Annotated in this window: 19 protein-coding genes; 5 read left to right on the forward strand and 14 right to left on the reverse strand. The window is 68.7% G+C overall.

Features of this window, described 5'->3' with window-relative positions; all coding sequences use genetic code 11:
* The first annotated feature begins 42 nt into the window (after positions 1–42).
* Positions 43–687 (forward strand): TetR/AcrR family transcriptional regulator, encoded by a 645-nt coding sequence (locus DMH01_RS22575; RefSeq protein WP_016330531.1) that lies wholly within the window; start codon positions 43–45, stop codon positions 685–687.
* A gap of 437 nt (positions 688–1,124) precedes the next feature.
* Here DMH01_RS22575 and DMH01_RS22580 read toward each other — a convergent pair whose 3' ends face one another.
* Positions 1,125–2,309, reverse strand: a complete 1,185-nt coding sequence (locus DMH01_RS22580; RefSeq protein ID WP_125679239.1) for an amino acid deaminase/aldolase — start codon at positions 2,307–2,309, stop codon at positions 1,125–1,127.
* A gap of 104 nt (positions 2,310–2,413) precedes the next feature.
* Here DMH01_RS22580 and DMH01_RS22585 point away from each other — a divergent pair, with 104 nt between their 5' ends.
* Positions 2,414–3,718 (forward strand): D-arabinono-1,4-lactone oxidase, encoded by a 1,305-nt coding sequence (locus DMH01_RS22585; protein ID WP_125679240.1) that lies wholly within the window; start codon positions 2,414–2,416, stop codon positions 3,716–3,718.
* Here the strand turns inward: DMH01_RS22585 and DMH01_RS22590 are convergent.
* The 5 genes from DMH01_RS22590 to DMH01_RS22610 all read right to left on the reverse strand — a co-directional run bounded on the left by DMH01_RS22590 (position 3,715) and on the right by DMH01_RS22610 (position 10,870).
* On the reverse strand, positions 3,715–4,662 hold the full coding sequence (locus DMH01_RS22590; RefSeq protein WP_125679241.1) for a ribose-phosphate pyrophosphokinase: 948 nt from the start codon (positions 4,660–4,662) through the stop codon (positions 3,715–3,717). The two genes, DMH01_RS22585 and DMH01_RS22590, sit on opposite strands and share 4 nt — an antisense overlap.
* A 50-nt stretch (positions 4,663–4,712) precedes the next feature.
* A complete protein-coding gene (locus tag DMH01_RS22595) occupies positions 4,713–5,363 on the reverse strand; it encodes an NAD(P)H-binding protein (protein WP_125679242.1) in 651 nt (216 codons plus the stop codon).
* A 19-nt stretch (positions 5,364–5,382) separates the two neighbouring features.
* Entirely contained in the window at positions 5,383–6,033 is a 651-nt protein-coding gene (locus DMH01_RS22600) for a hypothetical protein (RefSeq protein WP_125679243.1), read from the reverse strand.
* Positions 6,034–6,383: 350 nt separating this feature from the next.
* On the reverse strand, positions 6,384–8,651 hold the full coding sequence (locus tag DMH01_RS22605) for a serine/threonine-protein kinase (RefSeq protein ID WP_125679244.1): 2,268 nt from the start codon (positions 8,649–8,651) through the stop codon (positions 6,384–6,386).
* Entirely contained in the window at positions 8,642–10,870 is a 2,229-nt protein-coding gene (locus DMH01_RS22610; protein ID WP_125679245.1) for a protein kinase, read from the reverse strand. Before DMH01_RS22610 ends, DMH01_RS22605 begins: the two co-directional genes overlap by 10 nt.
* 118 nt (positions 10,871–10,988) lie before the next feature.
* On the opposite strand from DMH01_RS22610, the gene DMH01_RS22615 reads away from it, so the two are divergent.
* The gene (locus tag DMH01_RS22615; RefSeq protein ID WP_125679246.1) at positions 10,989–12,059 is read left to right on the forward strand and encodes a CoA ester lyase; all 1,071 of its coding nucleotides are present in this window, start codon (positions 10,989–10,991) and stop codon (positions 12,057–12,059) included.
* A complete protein-coding gene (locus DMH01_RS22620; RefSeq protein WP_125679247.1) occupies positions 12,056–12,916 on the forward strand; it encodes a CoA ester lyase in 861 nt (286 codons plus the stop codon). The genes DMH01_RS22615 and DMH01_RS22620 overlap by 4 nt, the downstream gene beginning before the upstream one ends.
* A gap of 240 nt (positions 12,917–13,156) precedes the next feature.
* Here DMH01_RS22620 and DMH01_RS22625 read toward each other — a convergent pair whose 3' ends face one another.
* The 8 genes from DMH01_RS22625 to DMH01_RS22660 are packed head-to-tail and all read right to left on the reverse strand — an operon-like array spanning position 13,157 to position 21,462.
* On the reverse strand, positions 13,157–14,536 hold the full coding sequence (locus DMH01_RS22625; protein ID WP_125679248.1) for an amidase: 1,380 nt from the start codon (positions 14,534–14,536) through the stop codon (positions 13,157–13,159).
* Positions 14,537–14,548: 12 nt separating this feature from the next.
* A complete protein-coding gene (locus DMH01_RS22630; protein ID WP_125679249.1) occupies positions 14,549–15,307 on the reverse strand; it encodes an SDR family NAD(P)-dependent oxidoreductase in 759 nt (252 codons plus the stop codon).
* Positions 15,304–16,725: an aldehyde dehydrogenase family protein gene (locus DMH01_RS22635; RefSeq protein WP_199745592.1), complete on the reverse strand. Its 1,422-nt coding sequence runs from the start codon at positions 16,723–16,725 to the stop codon at positions 15,304–15,306. The genes DMH01_RS22630 and DMH01_RS22635 overlap by 4 nt, the downstream gene beginning before the upstream one ends.
* Complete coding sequence (locus DMH01_RS22640) at positions 16,718–17,488, reverse strand: ABC transporter ATP-binding protein (RefSeq protein ID WP_199745593.1); 771 nt, start codon at positions 17,486–17,488, stop codon at positions 16,718–16,720. Before DMH01_RS22640 ends, DMH01_RS22635 begins: the two co-directional genes overlap by 8 nt.
* Positions 17,485–18,222 carry an ABC transporter ATP-binding protein gene (locus DMH01_RS22645; RefSeq protein ID WP_125679250.1) on the reverse strand — a complete coding sequence of 246 codons (738 nt, stop codon included), beginning with the start codon at positions 18,220–18,222 and terminating at the stop codon, positions 17,485–17,487. The genes DMH01_RS22640 and DMH01_RS22645 overlap by 4 nt, the downstream gene beginning before the upstream one ends.
* Positions 18,219–19,031, reverse strand: coding sequence for an ABC transporter permease (locus tag DMH01_RS22650; protein ID WP_125679251.1), 813 nt, complete (start codon positions 19,029–19,031; stop codon positions 18,219–18,221). The genes DMH01_RS22645 and DMH01_RS22650 overlap by 4 nt, the downstream gene beginning before the upstream one ends.
* Positions 19,031–19,975, reverse strand: a complete 945-nt coding sequence (locus DMH01_RS22655) for an ABC transporter permease (protein ID WP_125679252.1) — start codon at positions 19,973–19,975, stop codon at positions 19,031–19,033. Before DMH01_RS22655 ends, DMH01_RS22650 begins: the two co-directional genes overlap by 1 nt.
* Entirely contained in the window at positions 19,972–21,462 is a 1,491-nt protein-coding gene (locus DMH01_RS22660; RefSeq protein ID WP_125679253.1) for an ABC transporter substrate-binding protein, read from the reverse strand. The genes DMH01_RS22655 and DMH01_RS22660 overlap by 4 nt, the downstream gene beginning before the upstream one ends.
* 60 nt (positions 21,463–21,522) lie before the next feature.
* Here DMH01_RS22660 and DMH01_RS22665 point away from each other — a divergent pair, with 60 nt between their 5' ends.
* A complete protein-coding gene (locus tag DMH01_RS22665; RefSeq protein ID WP_125679254.1) occupies positions 21,523–22,266 on the forward strand; it encodes a FadR/GntR family transcriptional regulator in 744 nt (247 codons plus the stop codon).
* Positions 22,267–22,287: the final 21 nt, after the last annotated feature.

A 22,287-nucleotide genomic window follows, 5' to 3' on the forward strand; every position in this document is an offset into this window, starting at 1 on the left:
GTCGGCACGATAAAGTCGCAGATCAGCGAAGGAGGAGCCCGAGTGTCCGACATCCAGGCCGCGAAACCGCAAGCGGAGACCACTCCGCTCCGGCGGCAGCCCGTCCAGCAGCGCAGCGCCAAGCGGGTGGAGCAGATGCTCGACGCCAGCGCCCAGCTGATCGACGAACTCGGTTACGACGCGTTGACGACCACGCTGATCGCGAAGCGCGCCGGCGTGGCCGTCGGTTCGCTGTACCAGTTCTTCCCCGACAAGCGGGCCGTGGTGCAGGCGCTGACGCAGCGGAACCTCGAACGGTTCGTCGCCTCGGTGTCGGAAACCTTGAACGAGCTCGCACCCGAACACTGGTGGGACGTCGTGGACTCGATCCTCGACATCTACCTCGCGATGCACCGCGAGGTTCCCGGCTTCTCGAAGGTCCACTTCGGTGACGTCGTGGACCGGCAGCTGCTGGACGAGACCCGCGACAACAACGCCGTCATCGTCGACGCGCTCACCGACGTGCTCTCGGCGCGGATCCAGTCGCCGCCCGACGACATCCGGTTCGCGCTGACGATCGCGAACGAGACGGCGGACGCGCTGCTGAAGCTGGCCTTCCGGCGGGACCCGCGAGGGGACGAGCGGATCGTGGCGGAGGCGAAGTCGGTGGTGAAGGGGTACTTGGCGAGCAAGTTCGGCGAGGCCTGAGGGTTTCGGCGGGGCTGGCGTTCGCCTAAGTGCTGAAGGACGCTTTCCCCGCGTCCGAGGCGGCGAAGGACGCTTTCAGCCCACGTCAGTCCACTGTGGACACCTGACAGCCCTGTCGGGACGTCACGAAGGCCCCCTTTGAGACGCTCAACGTCCTCAAGGGGGCCTTCGCGTCACCGGTGGATCCCCCTTTGCTCCATTCGTGTCCACCGATGCCGGGATCCCCAGTCCCACCAGTCACACAACCCCCAGGAACCCCGCTCACACATGCTCTGACCTGGCCTTATCCAGTTATCCACACAAGCTGTCCACACCCACCCACAGTTGTGGACAACCTCGCCCCTCACCCCTCGGAACCGCCGTCCCCGACACCCCCTCCCGATACGCTGGTGCGGGGCGCGCCCCCCAGGGATGGGTGGGGGGTGGGGTCGCGCGGATCAGCCGAAGTTTTGGGCTTCGCCTCGGTAGGTGGGGACGGTCCGGTCGACGCGGTCGCCGACGACGACGTGGTAGTGCGTGAAGCGTTCGGCGAGTTCGCCCGCCTTCGCGTGGCGCAGCCAGACGCGGTCGCCGAGCCGCAGGTGCCGGGCGGCTTCGCCGGAAACGGGAGTCTGGACTTCGCCGGCACCCTCGAATCCGAGCAGCGAGAGACCTTCGGGCAGGTAAGGCGTCGGGAGTCGCGAAGACTCGGCGGGGCCCGAAGCGATGTAGCCGCCGGAGAACAGTGTCGCGACCTTCGGTGCCGGGCGGCGGACGACGGGCAGAGCGAACATCGCGGCCGGGCGCGGCGAGAAGTGCGCGTAGCCGTCGAAGAGCGTCGGCCCGATCAGGCCAGAGCCCGCGGCGATTTCGGTGACGGCCGCTTCGGCGCCGGTCGATTCGACGCTGCCGCTGCCGCCGCCGTTGACGAACTCCAGGTCGGCCAGGGCCCGCACCGCGCGGACCGCGGCCGCGCGGCGTTTCGCGATTTCCACAATGGACTTCCGCTGCATCCAGCCGATGAGCGAGTTCTTGACGCCGCCGCCCGCCGCGTCGCCGAGCCCGGCGATCTGACCTTCGTACGCCATCATCCCGACGAGCCGGAAACCCTTGCGGGACAAGATGGTCCGCGCCAGATCCGCGGCCTGCCTCGGGCTGAACACCGGCGAGCGCCGGGTGCCGACGTGCACCCCGGGCAGCGGCCGCCACGAAGCGTCGAGCTCCAGGCAGACTCGGATTTCGGGATGACCCTGCCCCAGCGCGGCGTCGACCAGGTCGAGATGTTCGGGCGAGTCGACCATGATCGAGATCGCCGCCCGCGCGCGGTCGTTCGCCGCCAGCCGCCGGAGCGCGCCGTGGTCGGCGGTCGGGTACGCCACCACGATGTCGTCGGACGTTCCCTGCTCGACGTGCCAGACGGCTTCGGCGAGCGAGTAGCACATGAGGCCTTCGAAACCGGGCCGCGCGAGGACCCGTTCGAGCAGATAGCGGCAACGCACGGATTTGCTGACCACGCGGATCGGTTTGCCGTTCGCCCGCCGCAGCAGGTCGGCGCCGTTCGCGTCGAACGCATCCAAGTCGACAACCGCGAACGGAGGATCCAGGTCCTTCGTCGCCAAGTCGTACACCGTCGCACTGGTCACCCGAACTAAGGTACGACAGAAGGGCTTGAAACGCGAATACTATTCACTTACTGTTTCGGCACTCGAACATCTCAAGGGCAGCAGACTCTGGGTTAGGTGTGCGCATGACACGGTGGAGCAACTGGGCCGGCACCGCGACGGCGTCGCCGCTGCGCGTGCATCGGCCGCGGGACACGGCCGCGATCGCCGAGGCGATCGGCCGGTCCGCCGCGGACGGACGGCGCCTGCGCCCGCTGGGCAGCGGCCACTCCTTCACGGCGATCGCCGCGGCGGATTCCGACGCCATGGACCTGACCGGCTGGACGGGGATCGCGTCGGCCGACGTCGCGAAAGGCCTGGTCACGGTCCGATCGGGCACCACGCTCAAGCAGCTCAACGCCGAACTCGACGCGCTGGGCCTGGCGATGACCAACCTCGGCGACATCGACGCGCAGACCGTCGCGGGCGCGATCTCCACCGGCACCCACGGCACCGGCGCCCGGCTCGGCGGCATCGCCACCCAGATCGCCGCGCTCGAACTCGTGCTCGCCGACGGCACCGTGGTCACCTGTTCGGCGGACGAGCGCCCCGATCTCTTCGCCGCTGCGAGGGTCGGTCTCGGCGCGCTCGGCGTCATCAGCACGGTCACCCTGCAGTGTGAACCTTCGTTCCTGCTCTCCGCCCAGGAGCGGCCGGAACCACTCGAACAGGTCCTCGAAGGTTTCGACCGGTTCGCCGAGGAGAACGACCACTTCGAGTTCTACTGGTTCCCCTACGGCAAGAACGCCCTGGTCAAACGCAACAACCGGCTTCCGTTGGACAGCGAACGCCGTCCGCTGACCAGGCTGAAGGAATTCGTCGACTACGAGGTCACGGAGAACATCGCGTTCGGCGGCCTGTGCCGTCTCGGCCGCGCGGTACCGAAACTCGTGCAACCGCTCGGCCGGTTCGCCTCGAACATCCTCTCCGCCCGCGAGTACAGCGACACGTCGCATCGCGTCTTCGTGACCCATCGCGGCGTGCGGTTCGTCGAGTCGGAGTTCGCGATCCCCCGTGAGGCGCTGCACGACGTCTTCTCCGAGCTCCGCGCGTTCGTCCCCAAGCTGGAGAACCCGGTCGCGTTCCCGGTCGAGGTGCGCGTCGCCGCCGCGGACGACATCTGGCTTTCGACCGCGAACGGCCGCGACTCCGCCTACATCGCGATCCACCAGTTCGTCGGCATGCCCTACCGCGAGTACTTCGCCGGATTCGCGGCGATCGCCGGTGAGGTCGGCGGCCGCCCGCACTGGGGCAAGATGCACGACCTCGACGCCGCGACTTTGCGCTCGCGGTACCCGCGCTTCGACGACTTCCTGCGCGTCCGCAAGGAGGTGGACCCGGCCGGGGTCTTCACGAATACCTACCTCGACCGGGTCCTCGGCACTCCCTAGGTCGTTTCGAACAGCGCGCTGACCGACTCGCCGTTGTGGATCCTCCGCATCGCCTCCGCCAGCGCGGGCGCGATCGACAGGACCCGCAGCTTCGGGCTCTGCTCCTCCGGCGGGATCGGCACCGTGTTCGTGCAGACGACCTCCAGCACATCCGGCTGGCCGCCGATCCGCTCGAGCGCGCCGCTGGAGAAGAGTCCGTGCGTGCAGGCGACGCGGATCGAACGCGGTTTCAGCTCGCGCAGCTTGGTGAGCAGCTCGATCACCGTGCTGCCCTTGGCGATCTCGTCGTCGAGGACGATCACGTCGCGGCCGGTGATCTCGCCGATCACCGAGCTGATCTCCACCCTGTCGTCGGCGAAGCGCTGCTTCGCGCCGGCGGCGACCTGAACGCCGAGCAGCCGGGCGAAATGCGCGGCCTCCTTGGCGTTGCCGAGGTCCGGCGAAACGACGGTGGTCGCGGAGAGGTCGTACTGGCGGAAGTGCTTCGCCAGCTCCTGCAACGCGTGCAGGTGATCGACCGGAACGCTGAAGAAGCCGTGCACCTGCGGCGAATGCAACGTCATCGCGAGCACCCGATCGGCGCCCGCGGTCGCCATGAGGTCGGCGACGAGACGGCCGCCGATCGAGATCCGCGGCGCGTCCTTCTTGTCCGAGCGGGCGTACGAGTAGTGCGGCATGACGACGGTGATCCGCTTGGCCGACGCGCCCCGCGCGGCGTCCAGCATCAGCAGCAATTCGACGAGATGTTCCTGCACCGGCCGCACCAGCGGCTGGATCAGGAAGACGTCGCGCTCACGGCAGTTCGCTTCGAGCTGGACTTCGAGACAGTCGTTGGCGAATCGCTGCACCTTCACGGGATGCAGGGGAACGCCGAGATGGGCGCAGATCTCTTCGGCGAGCTCGGGATGTGCGCTGCCGCTGAAGACCGCGATGTCCTCGCGCAAGGACCTACTCCGTTCAGTCAAAAGACGGATTACGTCCACACACTAGAGTTTCACAGAGTGGAAAAGGCCTGAGAGATAGCTGTATCACCCGAGATCGCTTCGAGGACGCGGCCCGCCGTCGACGGGGTGTCGAGCAGCGCGACGAGGATCGCGGCGACGTCCTGGCGGGGAATGGGCCCGCGTCCGGTGGATTCGGCGATCAGGATCTTGCCGGTGCCCTCGTCGTCGGTGAGCTGTCCCGGCCGGAGGATCGTCCAGTCGAGATCGCGGGCGCGCAGATCGTCTTCGGCCGCCTTTTTGGCCTTGAGGTAGATCCGGAAATCGTCCGGGACGTCCGCGGTCTCCCATTTGTCCGCGCCCATGGAGCCGACCTGGATGTGCCGCCGGACGCCCGCCCGCTCGGAGGCGGCCGCGAAGAGTTCCGCGGCCGCTCTGTCCACAGTGTCCTTGCGGGCGGTGCCGCTGCCCGGCCCGGCACCCGCCGCGAAAACGGCGGCGTCGGCACCGTCGAGCACCTTGGCCACGGCGTCCACATCGGACTTTTCCAGATCGAGGACGACCGCTTCGGCACCGGCCGCTTCGAGATCGGCGACATGACCTGGGTTGCGCACGATCCCCACGGGCCGATCACCGCGTGCGGAGAGGAGTTTCTCCAGTTTCAGCGCGATCTGTCCGTGTCCACCCGCAATGACTACTCGCATGGACCCGACCGTAGCGCGTTCAGTCCACTTCGGCAGGGAGCTCGGTTTCGCGCAGCAGCTGGTCGTAGACGATCTCGTTGACCAGGCGCGAGACGGGGTCCTCGTCGAGGATCATGCGATCGCCGTGACCCTCGAGGTCGAGGTCCGCGACCGCGTTGGGGTCGGCGGTGACGATGCCGAGCCCGTAGGCGCGGGCACGCGGCAGGCAGTTGCCGACGTAGTCTTCCGTCAGTACGGCAGGCGATGGGAGAACCATCGCGGCCTCGCCGTAACGTGCGAACGGAACCGCGGAGGCCATCGCGGTGCGCCAGTGCCGGGCGACCGCGAGGACACCGATGATCTCGGCGGCCGGCGCGGGTGCGGTCGCGGCCAGCTCTGGCCATGTCCAGGTGTCGACGGTGGCGCGATCGACGACGGGACCCATGCCCATCGCGATGCGCTCGGCGTGCACGTCGGTACGGAGCCGGGCGACCACGCAGATCTTGCGGCCGAGCACGGTGGTCTCCGGCAACACGATGCCGTTCCAGCCGAGCAGGGCCGCCGCCTTGCGCGAAAGCTCCCCGACGCTCGCGGGCAGTTCGATCGGCGGCACCACCCGGCTCGGCAGTGACCGGCTGCGCTTCGCGCCACCGGCGACCGTCGAGCTCTCCATGTTCGGTGTAGCCGCCACGTTCCGCCTCCTTCGAACCTGGTTTCCCTAGGGCTCTTCATCCCGTGCCACCTCGGTGGAAGCGGCACATGAACTGTCTAACAGGGCGGGGAGGCGACGGCGCCGGACAACGGGAGTGGCTGCGATCGGCGGCACCTTGTCATCGGTGACCGGTCGGTAGGCGGTCATCGGACTTCAGTCCGACGTGCCGCCAACCGAGTGAGGGAGAGGTAAGTGGTGTCACCCGGCGTCTCCGAACGGTCACCGGTACGGACTGATCGGCACCGAACACCGGCGCGGCAAGGGAAGTAAAACGTTAGGCCATTCGGCCCAGTGCATACTCATTCCACTTTGGACCTTCGCAGGTCAGGTCACGAGATCGTCGCGGTGCGGAGGAGTTCTTCGACGCCAGGCGTCCGCCATTCGTCCATCACCACGATTTGCCTGTCCGCAACGAACCAGATCCGCTGGGTCACCTGAGTCTCGCCGCTTCCCCCCGTCTGTCCACGAGGAACACACTGGATCGTCCACTCCTCGTAGGTCGCCGATGTCCCGCCCACCGGTGCGGTGGTGGAAACCGTCCGCACGGCGTCACCCTCTTGGCGGAGGTCCTTCCGACCGGCGGCGTTGCAGGCCCGGCCGCCCGCGCTGCGCCGATAGATCTCACCGGGCCGGTACGGCGGCTGTTCGGCCGACTGCCGAGTGTTGTCCGTGAGCAGGACGTACTTGCAGTTGAAGTACTTCTTGGGGTCCGGGCAGCCCGGATCGACGAGCACCTTCTCCAGTCCCTGCGAAACCACGGACCAGCCCTGCGGCAGATGCAGGGTCAGCGCGCCCGCCGAGACGTCGGTGACTCCCGGCGCGGCCGGGGCGGACGAAGTCCCCTTCAGCGGCTTTCCGCCGGTCACGCCCTCGACGAGCTCCGGGTTCAGGAGACCGCTCAGCTTGTCGTACGGCAGCGTGTAGTCCTGGACTCCGCAGGCGGTGGCGAAGCCGAGAAGGTTGAGGTCGACGGTGACCTCGACGGCCGACGGGGTGAACGCGAGCCACACTTTCGGCTCTTCGGCGAGGTCGGCCGTCTTGAGGGGCTGGTACGGGAAGGTGCTGCTGGGGGCACCGCACTGTTGCTTGTCGGGCCAGAGCACTTCGGCGAGGGCCCGCAGTCCGTCGTCGGTGAACTTTCCGGGGGCGAACAGCTCGGCGGGCGTGAGCGCCTTGCCCTCTTTCAGGTCGATGGTCACCGCGCCACGACCGTTTCCCCAGGTCGAATGCGGTTTGTTCTCGAGATCGTGTGTGTAGCGCACCGAGAGGTACCGCTCGTTCTGCGAGCGCACGTCGGCCTTCGTGAGGAGCTTGTACGGGCCGCGTTCCGGCTCCAGTTTGGCGGCACCCGGGCCGGTCTTGCGGTTCCAGGCGTCGATCGGCGCCGTCAGGGCGTCGTTGACCCGCTTCAGCCAGGCCTGGTCGATGGACCCGGTCACTTCCGGGTAGTCGCCGCTGTAAGGGATGTTCGTCCCGGGCGCGGTCCCGGACCGGGTCTTCATGGCGACCTTGAGCGCGACGGCCTGCTGCGTGGTCGTCGGAGATGGCGGCGGTGTGCTCGCGTCGGAGAAGACGACCACCGAGCCGACCACGGCGGCCGTCGCCGCGACGACGCCGATGGCGATCTTCAGTCCGGCCGCGATCCCGCCGGTCGACGCGGCCGCGGCACCCGTCCCGGCGGCGGCGACCCCGGGCGCGGCCGCCGTACCGGCACTGAGCAGGACCAACGGTGTCGCCGCGGCGAGCACGCCCGCCGCCTTCGCCAGCCGTGACCAGCCCTTGCGCTCCCATTCGTCGCCGTAGCCCGCGCGGGCGACGCGTTCCAGTTCACTGACGAACATGAGCGCGTCGACCGGTCGTTTCGTCGGGTCCTTCGCCATCCCCAGCGCGACGATCTCGTGCACCGGCTGGGGGACTTCGCCGAACGGGATGGGCGCGTGTTCGTGCAGCGTGCGGAGCACTTCGGTGTCGTCGGCCTGATACGGCCGGTGCCCCGCGACGCACTGGAAGAACACGCAGGTCGCGGCGTAGACGTCGGTCGCGGGCGTGGACTGTCCGCCCGACCACTGCTCGGGCGCCATGTACGCGGGCGTGCCGACGGACGGGCCGCGTTCCCCCGCCAGGACGGCCGTGCCGAAGTCGACCAGCTTGCTTTCCCCGGTGTCGGCGACGAGGACGTTGGCCGGTTTGTAGTCCCGGTGGACGACGTGGGCGGAATGCGCCGCGGCCAGCCCGAGCAGCGAACCCTTCAGCACCGCGAGGGCGGCCTCGGGTTCGAGAGCGCCTTCGGCCTGGAGCACCGAACGCAGGGAGACGCCGTTGATCGCCTCCATGACGATCGCCGCGCCCTGCGGCGTCTCGAAGAACTCGTGCAGTTTTACGACGTGTGGGCTCGACACCCGGTGCAGCGCCAGCGCTTCCTGCCGGAACGCGGCCAGATGCACGGGGTCCGCGGCGAAGCGGGAAAAGAGGTACTTGATCGCGACGACGTGGCCGGTGTTGTCCTGGCGGGCGAGCACCACGCGGCCGAAGGTGCCCGTGCCCAGCTGCTCCAGCTCGGTGAAGCCGGGCAGTCTCCACTCGTCGTTCAGTTCCACTGCGCCTCTTCCAGAATCTTGTCGAGGCCTGGAGTGTTCCATTCGTCGACGATCACGAGCTGCGTTTTCGGCAGGAACCAGACCCGCTGGGTGACGCTACCGCCGCCAGAACACGTGAGCCGCCACTCTTCGTAGGCGGCCCGTTTCGTCCCGACCGGGCGAAGTTCCTTCGTCTGGAGGGTAGGCGCCCCTTGGGTCTCACCGGGTGCGCCGAGGGAATGACACGGACGCGGGCCGGTCGAGCGGTTGTAGGGCTTGCCCGGTTCATACGGCGGAGTGGCAGGGTCGGTCCGCGAGTTGTCGCTGAAGATGACGCTCGCGCATTGGGCGGGCTGCGACCCGCTGTCCGGGCACTGGTCGGCGGTCACCAGGTAGCGCTCGATGGGAGCGGTGGAGAGCAGCCGCCAGTTTTCCGGCGTGGTGATGGTGAAGGCGCCGACGTTGTCCACTTTGGTGCGTTTGCCCTGCGTGCCGCCGAGCAGATGTGCGACCTCGGGACTCAGCAGCCCGCGCAGCCGTTCGTAGGGCACGGTGACGGTCGTCGGATTGCAGGCCATCGGGTACCCGAGCACGAAGGCGGCGACGCGGAACTCCATCCCGTTCGCCGCGGGCGCCGCCTGCACGATCGCCCCGTCCTGGGTGTACCGATCCGACATCGCCCGTGCGGGAAGATGCTCGGGTTCCGACGGCGGCGTGGCGAGACAATCGCCCGGTTTGGCCGAGGCGTACATCCGGTCTTCCACCATCCGCATCCGCTCGGCGTCGCCGTCGACGTTGTCGAACAGGCCCGCTGTCGGGATCACGTCGCCGTCGGACAGGTCGATCACGAGGGTCCGGACGGCGTAGGCGCCGTGATTCCCGAGCTGGACCGTTTCGACCGAGCGTTCGTAGACGACCGAGAGCAGCTTGTCGTCCTGGCGCAGGACCTCGGCGGTGGTGGACATATGCGGGATGTCGCCGTCGGGTTCCTTCTCCGGCGGGTTGCCCGGCGACCAGACACTCGTGAGCCAGCCGTCGATCGGCGCCATCAGCGCCTTGTTGACCCGCTCCTCGACCGCCTTGTCCTTCAAACCGCTGATCCGGACGTACTTGCCGTTGAAGTCGAAGCCGTCGAGTTTCTCGGTGCGGGTGAGGAGGTCGACCTTCATCGCGGCGACGGTCGTCGTCTGGGGCGGCGCTTCGTCACCGTCGGCGTTGACCACCACGACCGTGCCGACTGCGGCCGCGGTGACGGCCGCGATCGCGGCGGTCACCTTGAGACCGATCGCGATCCCGCCGCCTGTCGTCGCCGCGACTCCGCCGGCCGCGCCGCCCGCGATGACCGGTGCGGCAGCGGTCCCTGCGCCGAGCAGGGCCAGCGGGGACAGGGCGACCAGGACACCGGCGCCTTTGGCGAGCCGGTGCCAGCCGTTGCGCTCCCAGTCCTCGCCGTACGCCTTCCTGGCGGACGCCTCCAGTTCGGTGACGAACTCGGCCGCGCCCGACGGCCGCTGAGTGGCGTCCTTGGCCATACCGCGAGCGATGAGGTCGCGGACCGGTTCGGGGACCTCGTCGAACGGGATCGGGGCGTATTCGTGCAGCGTGCGGAGTACTTCGGTCTGTTCGGCCTCGTACGGCCGGTGCCCGGCGACGCACTGGAAGAACACGCAGGTCGCGGCGTAGACGTCGGTCGCGGGCGTGGCGATGCCGCCCGCCCACTGCTCGGGCGCCATGTACGCGGGCGTGCCCGCGGCGACCCCGGTCTGCCCGGCGAGCACGGCGATGCCGAAGTCGACGAGCTTGCTCTGCCCCTCCCGGGTGACCAGGACGTTGGCCGGTTTGTAGTCGCGGTGGACGGTGCCGGCGGCGTGCGCGCCGGCGAGACCGAGCAGCGAGCCCTTGAGGATGGCCAGCGCGGCTTCGGGTTCGAGCTTCTCCTGGCGGCCGAGGATCTCTTTCAGGGAAATTCCGTGAACGGCTTCCATGATGATCGCGGCCCCTTGCGGGGTCTCGACGAACTGGTGCAGACGGGCGATGTGGGGCCCCGAAACGCGGCTCAGGATCTGCGCCTCATGGCGGAACTCGGCCAGCCTCCGCGGGTCCGCCGCGAACCGCGCGTACAGGTATTTGATGGCCACGACCTGCGCGGATTCGTCGTGACGAGCCAGCACGACCCGGCCGAATCCCCCTTCGCCCAGCGACCCCATCTCGGTGAAACCCGGCAAGGCCCAGTCGTCCACAGATTCCTCCGCGATTCCCGATCGTGTCCCCTTGGAGGTGAGCTGCGCCGCAGCGGTTCCCCGCCTTCCGGGTTTAGGGTTACTCGTCGGTCACTTAGCCCGTTGCGATGGAGGAACGATGCGTTCGCCGAAGGATTTCTTCGCCCCGCTCGCGGTGGGGGCGCCGGAACCGCTCCGCCAGATCCCCGTACCTCCTTCGCGGATGATCCACTTCTTCGATCCCAGCAACGAGAAGATGGCCGCCAAGGTCCCGGACATCGCCAAGAAGGTCGACGTCCTGCTCGGGAACCTCGAAGACGCCGTGCGCGCCGACCGCAAGGAGGCCGCGCGGAACGGGCTCGTCTCCATCGCGAAGTCGACCGACTTCGGCAAGACGCAGCTGTGGACCCGCGTCAACAGCCTCGACTCGCCGTGGGTGCTCGACGACCTGATCACGCTGGTCACCGAGATCGGCGACAAACTCGACGTGATCATGGTGCCGAAGGTCGAAGGCGCGCAGGACATCCACTACGTCGACAGGCTGCTCGCGCAGCTCGAGGCGCGGGCGGGCCTGACGAAACCGTTGCTGGTGCACGCGATCCTGGAGACCGCCAGCGGCGTCGCGAACGTCGAGGAGATCGCGGGCGCCAGCCCCCGGATGCAGGGCATCTCGCTCGGCCCGGCCGACCTCGCCGCGAGCCGCCGCATGAAGACCACCCGGGTGGGTGGCGGGCACCCCGGTTACCTGGTGCGCACCGACCCGACCGGTGAAGACCTGAACGAGGGACGCACGACGTACCAGCAGGATCTGTGGCACTACACCGTCGCGCGGATGGTCGACGCCTGCGCGGCGAACGGGATCCTGCCGTACTACGGGCCGTTCGGCGACATCCGCGACGTCGTGGCCTGCGAGGACCAGTTCCGCAACGCGTTCCTGCTCGGCTGCGTCGGCGCCTGGAGCCTGCACCCGGTGCAGATCGACATCGCCAAGAAGGTGTTCTCGCCCTCGCCCGAGGACGTCGCCTGGGCGCGGCGCGTGATCGCCGCGATGGGTGACGGCACCGGTGCGGTGATGATCGACGGGAAGATGCAGGACGACGCCTCGGTCAAGCAGTGCCGCGTGGTCGCCGAACTCGCGGACGCCCTCGCCGCCGACGATCCTGAACTCGCCGCCGCGTACGACGCAGCCACGAAGGAGGCTTCCGAATGAACCCTCGACGTTCCGTCCTCTACATGCCCGGCGCGAACGAAAGAGCGCTCGAAAAGGCCAAGACGCTGGACGCAGACGGGCTGATCCTCGACCTCGAAGACGCCGTCGCGCCCGACGCGAAGGAAGCCGCACGTGAACGCGTTTGCGCGGCCGCGTCGTCGAAGGAGTACGGCTCGCGTGAGGTGACCATCCGCGTCAACGGCCTCGACACCGAATGGCACGACGCCGACCTCCGCGCCGCCGCGCAGGCGGGCCCGGCCGCGATCGTGGTGCCGAAGGTGAACTCCGCCGCCGAAGTACACAACATCGAGCGCGCGCTGGAACTCGGCGGCGCGCCGGACCACACGAAGATCTGGGCGATGGTGGAGACGCCGGTCGCGATGCTGCACGCCGAGGAGATCGCCTCGGCGTCCGAACGGCTGACCGTGCTGGTCATGGGCACGAACGACCTGGCGAAGGAACTGCACGCCGAGTTCGTCCCCGGCCGCGCGCCGCTGCTGGGCGGGCTTTCGCTCGCGCTGCTGGCCGCGCGGGCGACCGGCAAGGTGATCCTCGACGGCGTCTACAACGACGTGAAGGACCTCGAAGGCTTCGAGGCGGAATGCGTGCAGGGACGTCAGTTCGGCTTCGACGGCAAGACCCTGATCCACCCGGCGCAGCTGGAGCCGTGCAACCGGATCTTCGCGCCGTCCGAGGAGGAGATCACGCGCTCGCGCAAGATCATCGCGGCGTTCGAGGAGGCGCAGGCGGCCGGGCAGGGCGTCGTGACCGTGGACGGGCGGATGATCGAGAACCTGCACGTGGACAACGCGCGGCGGATCTTGGCGCTGGCCGAGGCGATCGGCGGCGGGAGCTGAAGGACGCCATGCCCGCATAAGACGCGGTGAAGGGCGCTTTACCCGCGTCGCATGCGGGGAAAGCGCCCTTCAGCTCACGCTAAGCTGGTCGACGATAGCCCCGGATGGCCCCTGACCTGCTGGTCATGTCACCGGGGCTTTGATCTTTCTGTTGCCGGTCGGCGAAGCGACTGACGCGTTCAGTCCTCTGAATGCGGTAGTTGCGTGCGCAAGGACCGCATTCAGAGGACTGAACGCGGGTCAGGGCCAGGGGCGCGGAGTGGGCCGAAGGGATTCGTAGGCGGCAGCGGCGCGAAGGACGTCGAGGTCGGCGAAGCGGCGGCCGCTGATCTGGAGGCCGATGGGCTGGTCGTCGCTGGTGTAGCCGCAGTTGATGGAGACCGCGGGCTGGCCGGACATGTTGTACGGCACGGTGAACGCGATGTGCTCGAACGGGCGGCGCGGGTCGTTGGTCGGCGAGGGCCATTCGGCGGGAGGAGCCGAGACCGGGCAGGTCGGTGACAGGACGACGTCGAAGCGTTCGGTCGCGCGCAGGGTCGCGACGGCGATGGCGTCGATCTGCGCGAAGCCGCGGTAGGCGTCGACACCGCTGACGTCGGCGCCGCCGGCGGCCCAGTCGGCGATGTACGGCAGGACTTTCGCGCGGCGGTCTTCGGGTAGCGCGGACATGTCCGACCAGGCGCGGACGCGCCAGAAGGTGTCGAGCCCGTCGAGCATTTCGCGGCGCAGGAACGGCGAAACCGGCTCGAGCACGGCACCCGCGGCCTCGAAGACACGGGCGGCTTCGGTGACGGCGGCGATCGTCTCCGGCAACACCGGAAGCCCGACGCCCGGGTCGAGGTGCAGCCCGATTCGCAGACCCTTGACCTCGCAAGACAGCGACTCCCAGTCCACAGAGGACGCAGGCAGCGAAAGGTGATCGCGACCGTCCACACCGGACAGAACGCTCATCAGCAGCGCGGTGTCGGCCACGGTCCGCGTCATCGGCCCGGCGACGCGGCCGAGGAACGGCGGATCCACCGGCACCCGGCCGAAACTCGGCTTCAGCCCGACCAACCCGCACCAGCCGGCCGGCAGCCGGATCGAGCCGCCGATGTCCGTGCCGACGTGCAGCGGGCCGTACCCGGCGGCGGCCGCCGAACCGGCACCGGCGCTGGAGCCGCCGGGCGTCCGCGTGGTGTCCCACGGATTCCGCGACGCGGTGTGGAAACTCGACAACCCGGACGTCAGCATCCCGTAGTCCGGCATGGTCGTCTTGCCCAGCAGGACCCCGCCGGACTCGCGCACGCGAGCGCCCGCCGGGGCGTCTTCGGGCGCGGGTTCCAGCGACGTGGCTGCCGTGCCGAGCGGGACCGGAGTGCCGCGCGTCGCGATGTTCTCTTTGAGCGTCAACGGAACGCCGTCGATCGGGCCGAGCGGTTCCCCGGCGTGCCAACGGCTTTCGGACGCCTTGGCGTCTTCGCGCGCGCCGCTCGGGTCGTACGCGTAGAGCGCGTGCAGTTCGGGTTCGCGCGCCTCGACGCGGGCGAGGACGGCTTCGGTGACCTCGACCGGCGACAGCGTCCTGGCACGGTACTGCGCGACCAGTTCGACAGCGGTCAGATCAGGCAACTCCGGCACGGCAACACTCCTTCACGACGCGGGTGGTTCGAAGCGGCCGTCGACCGCGGTCCAGCCGCCGTCCACCGCCAGCACGGAGCCGGTGACGAACGACGCCGCGTCCGACGCCAGGTAGACGACGGCGCCCGCGAGTTCGTCCGGACGCGCCCATCGGCCGAGCGCGCCCTTGGTCGCGTACGCGTCGTACCAGCTCGGGTTGGCCTTGATCTGCGCTGTCAGCGGAGTCTCGACGACGCCGGGCGCGATCGCGTTGACTCGCACCCCGGCCGGGCCGAACTCCGCCGCGGCCGTGCGGAACAACTGCACCAGCCCGGCTTTCGTCGCCGCGTACGGGCCTTGACCAGGCTCGACGGTGGTGCCGCGGATCGACGAGAACCCGATGATGCTCCCCCGCCCACGTTCGACCATCCCGGCGCCGAACGCGCGCACGACCTCGAAGGTCGCGCCGAGGTTCAGCGCGATCACCCGGTCGAATTCCTCGCGCGTGTACTCCAGCAGCCGTTTGCGCACGTTGGTCGCGGCGGTCAGCACCACGATGTCGATCTCGCCGAGTTCTGCTGCCGCCCGCGCCGCCGCGCCCTCAGAGAGCAGGTCGATCTCGTACGCCTCGCCCACGCCGGTTTCCTTGGCGGCGGCGACATCGCGGTCCGCGACGATCACCTCGGCGCCATGAGCGGCCAGCGCCTTCGCGGATTCGCGGCCGATCCCGCTGCCGCCACCGAGGACGACGGCTCGCTTTCCGTCGAGCCGGAACAGGTTCTCATAGCTCACGGGCGCAGCACCGCCATTCTCGTCACGGTCAGTTCTTCGACCGCGAACCGCGGCCCTTCCCGCCCCATACCGGAGTCCTTCACGCCGCCGTACGGCATGGTGTCGGACCGGAAACCGGGCACCTCGTTGACCACCACGCCGCCGACTTCGAGCTCGTCGAGCGCGCGGAACGCCGTCTTCAAGGACGTGCTGAACACCGAGGCGTGCAGCCCGTAGCGCGACGCGTTGACGGCGTCGAACGCTTCGTCCACAGAGGACACCGTGCGGATACAGACCACGGGGCCGAAGATCTCCTCGTCCCAGCATTCGAGGCCGTCGGGCACGTCGAGCAGCACGGCCGGCCGGAGCACCGTGCCGTCGACACCGCCGCCGGCCAGCCGCGCACCGGACGAAGTCGCCTTGTCGACCCAGTCCTGAACGCGCCTGGTCGCCCCCGGGTCGATCAGCGCCGAGACCCGCGTCTTCTCGTCTCGCGGGTCACCGGTGACGACCTCGCCGAGCCGCGCGAGCACCCGTTCGGTGAATTCCTCGGCGACCGCGTCGACGACCAGCACCCGCTGCACCGAAATACAGGCCTGCCCGGACGCGTAGAACCCGCCGCGCAGCACGGCGTCCGCGGCCGCGTCGAGGTCCGCGTCTTCGGCGACCACCAGTGCGGCGTTGGAACCCAGCTCCAGCAACGTCTTCGTGGGCGCGGCGTCGCGGGCGATCCGGTGGCCGACCAGCGCGGAGCCGGTGAACGACACCGCGCCGACCCGCCGGTCCGTGACCAGCGCCGAGCCGACGGCCGCGTCGCCGGTGACCAGCTGGACCATCGCGGGCAGATCGGTCAGCGAGCGCACCAGATGGACGAGCCACAACGTCGCGAGCGGCGTCTGCGGCGCGGGTTTCACCACCACCGGGCAGCCCGCGGCGATGGCGGGCGCGATCTTGTGCGACGCCAGGAGCAGCGGATAGTTGAACCCGGCGATGCCGACGACGACACCGATCGGCTTGCGTTTCCAGAACCCGACCAGCCCGTCGCCGGACGGCAGCAGGTCGAGCGGCACGGTCTCGCCGTGCAGCCGCGAGACCTCCTCGGCGGCGGCCTGCCAGGTGACGATCGTGCGCGCGACCTCGACCCGGCAGTCGACCAGCGGCTTGCCGGTTTCGAGAACCAGAAGCTGCTCGAATTCGGAGCGCCGGGCTTCCAGCGCGGCGGCGACGTCGTTCAGGAGCGAACGCCGGGTCCGCGACGGCAGGGCCGCGACCTGCTTGAACACCGAGACGGCCTCGTCGATAGCGCGCGTGGCCAGCTCCGGCGTCCCGACCGGCCCCCGGCCGATCTCGCTCCCGTCGTACGGGAAGTCCACCGTCGCGAAGTCCACAGTGGACACCCAGCCGTCACCGATCGGCAGTCCCTCGGGATATTCAGCCATCGTCCCCTCCCCGCAGCCTGGCCAGTTCGGCCCGCAGATTCGGCGCGGCCGCCAGCAGTTCCCTGGTGTACTCGTGTTCCGGCGCGTCGTAGACCTGGCCGACGTCGCCGATCTCGACGATCTCGCCGCGCCGCATCACCGCGACCCGGTCGCAGACGTGCCGCACCACGCCGAGGTCGTGCGAGACGAAGATCAGCGTCAGCGAGTACAGCTCGACCAGCGAGGCGAGCAGGTCGAGGATCTGCTTCCGCACCGAGACGTCGAGCGCGCTCACCGGCTCGTCCGCGATGAGGACGCTCGGATTCGGCGCGAGCGCCCGCGCGATCGAGATGCGTTGCCGTTGCCCGCCGGAGAACTGGTGCGGGTAGCGGCCGGCTGCGTCTTCAGGCAGGCCGACCGCCTTCAGCAGTTCCGACACCCGGGCGGGATCCCGCCGTCCCAACGGTTCGGAGATGATGTCGCGCACCCGCATCCGCGGATCGAGCGAACCCATGGGGTCCTGGAAGACGATCTGCAGTTCGGACCGCAGGAAGCCGAGCTTGCGTTCGGGCAGGGTGTCGATGCGTCGGCCCTGGAACGAGACGCTGCCCGCCGTCGGCTTGTCGAGCGCGGCCAGCAATCTGACCAAAGTGGACTTTCCCGAACCCGATTCGCCGACGATGCCGAACCGCTGACCGGCTTCGACGTCGAACGAAACGCCGCGCAGCGCATGCACGTCGCGGCGCGTGTAGCGACGTTCCAGATCTCTGACCGAAATCATCATCGGCTCGCCTCCAGGTCCGAAGCGGCCAGAAGTTTCTTCGTGTACTCGTGCTGAGGCGCGGTCAGCACCTCGCGGGTGGTGCCGGCTTCGACGATCTCGCCGTCCAGCATCACCAGCACCCGATCGCAGACCGACGCCACGACGGCGAGGTCGTGCGTGATGAACAGCAGCGCGCTCTCCCGCTCCCGGACGCCGTCGAGGATCAGTTCCAGGATCTGCGCCTGCACGGTGACGTCCAGCGCCGTCGTCGGCTCGTCGCAGATCAGCAGCTTCGGATCGTTGGCCAGCGCGATCGCGAGGACGACACGTTGCCGCTGTCCACCGGAGAGTTGGTGTGGATACGCGCGAGCGACGCCGGGCAACCCCACGGAAGCCAGCAAAGCCTCGGGATCCTTCCCGCCGTTTCGATGGATCCGCATCGGTTCGGCCACCTGCGCGCCCACCCGCATCGCCGGGTTCAGCGCGGTCATCGGCTCCTGGAACACCATCGACATCTCGTTGCCGCGCAGCCGCGACAGTTCCTTCTCCGGCGCGCCCAGCAGTTCGCGGCCGTCGAGCTTCACCGAGCCGGACGCGGCGAGCTCTTCGGGCAGCAGGCCCATGATCGACAGCGCCGTCAACGACTTCCCGGAACCCGACTCGCCGATCAGCCCGACCCGTTCACCGCGGGCGATGCCGAACGAGACGCCGCGGACCAGGCCGCCGATCCCGAGGCCTTGGACTTCCAGTGTCATAGCCGCGCCGCCAATCGGGGGTCGAGACGATCGCGGAGGCCGTCACCGAGCAGGTTGAACCCGAGGACGGCGATGGCGATCGCGACGCCGGGCACGAGCGCGAGCCGCGGGTGCAGGGTCAGGAACATCTGGGATTCCTGGAGCATCCGGCCCCACGACGGTGTCGGCGGCCGCGTGCCGAACCCGAGGAACGACAGCGCCGCTTCCGCGAGCACGGCGATCGCGAACGACACGGACGCCTGCACGATCAGCAGCCCGGAGATGTTCGGCAGCACGTGCCGCGCCGCGATGTTCAGCCGCGAACGACCGGCCGACCGCGCGGCCAGCACGAACTCGCTGCTCATCACCTGCAGCGTCCCCGACCGCGCGATCCGCGCGAACGACGGGATGGTCGCGATGCCGATCGCCACCATCGCGGTCAGCGTGTCCGCACCGAACACCGCGCCGAACATGATCGCCAGCAACAACGCGGGGAACGCGAGCACGAGATCGTTGACCCGCATGACGAACTCGCCGAGCCAGCGCGACGACATCCCCGCGAGGATGCCCAGCGGTGTCCCGATCAACGCGGCGATCCCGACCGCGACCACACCGACGTACAGCGTCGTCCGCGCGCCGACCATGAGCTGGCTCAGCAGGTCGCGGCCGAAACTGTCCGTGCCCAGCGGATTCGCGCCGCTGAAGTCGTGCAGGCGGTTGGCCGCGTCGACCTTCACCGGATCGAACGGCGTCCATACGAACGAAAGCAGCGCGGCGAGCACGATCAGCGCGACGAGCACGCCGCCGATCACGAGACTGCGGCTACGCATCAGGAACCCCGCAATCTCGGGTCGAGCACCGTGTAGAGGACGTCGACCACAAAGTTCACTAGCAGCACGCCGACCACCAGGACCAGCACGATTCCCTGCACGGACAACAGATCCCGCGACGCCACCGAGTCGAGCAGCATGCTGCCCAGCCCCGGCAGGACGAACACGCGCTCGACGACGACGGCGCCGATCAGCAGGGTCGACAGTTGCAGGCCGAGCACCGTCACCACGGGCACGGCGGCGTTGCGCAGACCATGACGGAACAGCGCTTGGAACGGCCGCAATCCCTTGGACCGCGCCGTGCGCAGGTAGTCCTGGCCGAGCGTGTCGAGCACCGCGGACCGGACATACCGCGTGAGCACGGCGCCCTGCACGAGTCCGAGCGACAAGGCGGGCAGCACGAGACCGCGGAGGAATTCGCCCGGGTCCTGCACGGGCGGTGTCCAGCCGCCGGAGGGCAGCCAGCGCAACTGCACCGCGAAGAGCTGCACCAGGATGATGCCGGCGAGGAACGCGGGGATCGCGACACCGATCTGCGACAGCCCGGAGACCGCGGTGCCGTCGGCCCTCCGGTGCCGCACCGCGGCGAACGTCCCGGCCGGGACGGCGATCAGCAGCGCCACCAGCATCCCGGCCCCGACCAGCCACAACGTCACACCGAGGCGGTCGGTCAGCGCGGGCCCGATCTCCTCGCGTGTGACGTACGAGCGGCCGAAGTCGCCTTGCAGGACACCGCCGATCCAGTCGAAGTACTGCGTCACCAACGGCCTGTCGATGCCGAACTCGGCGCGTGTCTTCGCGACCAGTTCCGGTGTCGCGTTGACGCCGAGCGCGACCTGCGCCGGGTCTCCCGGCAGCACGGCCATGAACAGGAACACCACGATGGACGCGACCAGCACGCTGGCCACGAGGATCCCCAGGCGGCGGAGCACCTTGACCGTCATCGCGGCGCCAATCCCGTGAGATCGAAGGACTCGCTGACCTGGTTGCGGACGAACCCGGTCACCTTGTTCTTCGCCACGATCACGTTGGGGAACAGGAAGAGCCAGTCCGCGGCGGCGTCTTCGGACAGGCGCCGGGCGACCTGGCGCATCGCGTCGACCTGCTCCTGAGGCGTTCCGGCGTCGGCCTTCGCCAGGTTCTGCTGGACGGGTTCGCTGTCGTAACCCCAGTAGTACTTCGGCCTGCCGAAGGTGACGATGTCACGCGCCTCGACGTGCTGGATGATCGACAGGTCGTAGTCGCGGTCGGTGAAGACCTGCTTGAGCCACACCGCCGGGAAGTCCAGCGGCTCGATCGTCACCGTGACCCCGACGTCCGCCAGCTGCGACGCCACCACCTGCGCGGACGAGACGGCGTACGGCAGGTTGGGAATCCTCAGCCGCAGCGAGGGATTTGGCCGACCCGCTTCCGCGAGCAGCGCTTTCGCCTTCGCGGGATCGAACGGGTACGCGTTCGCGAGGTCCTCGTACCAGGGGTCCGTCGGTGGGACCATGCTGCCGATGAGCGTGCCGCGGCCGCCCCAAGCCGTGTCCAGCAAGGCCTTCCGGTCGATGGCGTACGACAGCGCTTTTCGTACCCGGACGTCGTTCAGCGGCGGGCGCGAGTTGTTGAACGCGAGCGTGACCTCGCTGTTCGTCGTGCCTTCGACGACGGTGAACCGGTCGTCGCTCTGGAACTGCGGGATCGAATCCGGCACGGTGATCGCGGAGATGACGTCGATCCCGTTGCTGAGCAAGGCGTTGTTGAGCGCCGTCGGATCCTTGATGTACTTGAGGACCACCGTGGAGTACGCCGGTTTCCGGCCCCAGTACGCGGGATTCTCCTTGAGCACGATGGAGTCGCCGCGCCTGCGCGAGGACACCGTGTACGGCCCGGTGCCGATCGGTTTGTTCGCCAGATCCGCGACCCCGGTACGGCTGAACATCGCGCCGAGACGGCTGGTGAGGCTGAACAGCCAGCCGTTGCTGGGCTTGGTGAGCACGACCCGCGCGTGGTCCGGCGCCACGACGTCGACCCGGTCGACGACGTCCATTGTGGACTTGATCGACACGGTCCAGTCGGTTTTCACGCGCATCAGCGAGAACTTGACGTCCTCGGCGGTGAACGGCGCCCCGTCGCTGAACTTCGCGTTCTTCCGGAGCTTGAAGTCGTAGGTTCTGCGGTCTTCGGAGATCGTCCACGATTCGGCCAGCAGCGGCACGATCTTCGCGTCCGCGTCGAGTTTCACCAGGCCCTCGTAGACGTTGTACAGCAAGGCCTGCGGGATGGCGGCGCCGTCCGTGCGGGTGAAGTCGAAGTTCGCGGGTTCGGCGGTGTAGCCGATGGCGAGCGTGCCGGGATCCTTGGCGACCGTGGCACTCGATCCGGCGGAGCAGCCGGACGCCACCAGCAGTAGCGCGCACACTGCCGCGTGAATCCGGGCTTTCATCCTGCCCCCTGACCGGTAGACTGGTCTGACCAGTAAACCAGACGAGACGGCAGGGTCAAGATGGAATTCGAGCCGGTCGCCCCTGTCCGCGCGTACCAGCGTGTCGTCGAACAGATCGAGGAAGCCGTGTTCAGCGGCCGGATCAAACCGGGCGACCGGCTGCCGAGCGAACGCGAACTCATGGTGCAGTTCGACGTCGGCCGCTCGACCGTGCGCGAGGCGCTGCGCGTGCTGCAAGCTGCGGAAATGATCCGCTCGCGCCCGGGCGACCCGCGCGGGCCCGAGGTCCTGGCCGCCTCCCCCGCCGCGTTGCACCGGTCGATGCACCGGCTCGCGCGCGCCGACCACATCGGCCTTTCCGAGCTGTTGCAGTTCCGCATGGTCCTCGACGGTTCCGCACATCTGCTCGCCGCGCAGCTCAGGACCGAAGACCATCTCGCCGAGCTGGACGCGGCGCTGGAGTCGATGCGCGAGGGCGTCTCGAAGGGTTTCGCGGAGTTCTCCCACGCGGACGTCGCGTTCCATGAGGCCATCGCCCGCGCGACCGGGAATCCGCTGCTTGTGATCAGCGGCGAGGTCGTCCGCGGTGTCGTACTGGAGCTCATCGAGGACAAGCTGGAGCACGCCGACGACCGGACGGCCCTGATGCGCAACTGGCTGGCACACCACGAAGAGGTGCTGGGAGCGATCCGGGACTCCGACGGCGAGCGCGCGTCGCGGCTCGCGAAACAGGCGCTTTACGACAACTACGCCGAGTACGTCCCAGAAGAACAACGTCGCCTCTTGCGGCCACTGCTTGCTTGACCCGCCTCTACACTCGCTCAA

Origin of the sequence: Amycolatopsis sp. WAC 04182 (genome assembly GCF_003947465.1) — a bacterium.
Lineage (GTDB): Bacteria > Actinomycetota > Actinomycetes > Mycobacteriales > Pseudonocardiaceae > Amycolatopsis.

Coding starts and splice junctions, on each gene's coding strand:
- DMH01_RS22585 (WP_125679240.1), top strand. CDS start 2,414: ATGACACGGTGGAGCAACTGGGCCGGCACCGCGACGGCGTCGCCGCTG.
- DMH01_RS22595 (WP_125679242.1), bottom strand. CDS start 5,363: ATGCGAGTAGTCATTGCGGGTGGACACGGACAGATCGCGCTGAAACTG.
- DMH01_RS22615 (WP_125679246.1), top strand. CDS start 10,989: ATGCGTTCGCCGAAGGATTTCTTCGCCCCGCTCGCGGTGGGGGCGCCG.
- DMH01_RS22620 (WP_125679247.1), top strand. CDS start 12,056: ATGAACCCTCGACGTTCCGTCCTCTACATGCCCGGCGCGAACGAAAGA.
- DMH01_RS22635 (WP_199745592.1), bottom strand. CDS start 16,725: ATGGCTGAATATCCCGAGGGACTGCCGATCGGTGACGGCTGGGTGTCC.
- DMH01_RS22640 (WP_199745593.1), bottom strand. CDS start 17,488: ATGATGATTTCGGTCAGAGATCTGGAACGTCGCTACACGCGCCGCGAC.
- DMH01_RS22645 (WP_125679250.1), bottom strand. CDS start 18,222: ATGACACTGGAAGTCCAAGGCCTCGGGATCGGCGGCCTGGTCCGCGGC.
- DMH01_RS22650 (WP_125679251.1), bottom strand. CDS start 19,031: ATGCGTAGCCGCAGTCTCGTGATCGGCGGCGTGCTCGTCGCGCTGATC.
- DMH01_RS22655 (WP_125679252.1), bottom strand. CDS start 19,975: ATGACGGTCAAGGTGCTCCGCCGCCTGGGGATCCTCGTGGCCAGCGTG.
- DMH01_RS22660 (WP_125679253.1), bottom strand. CDS start 21,462: ATGAAAGCCCGGATTCACGCGGCAGTGTGCGCGCTACTGCTGGTGGCG.
- DMH01_RS22665 (WP_125679254.1), top strand. CDS start 21,523: ATGGAATTCGAGCCGGTCGCCCCTGTCCGCGCGTACCAGCGTGTCGTC.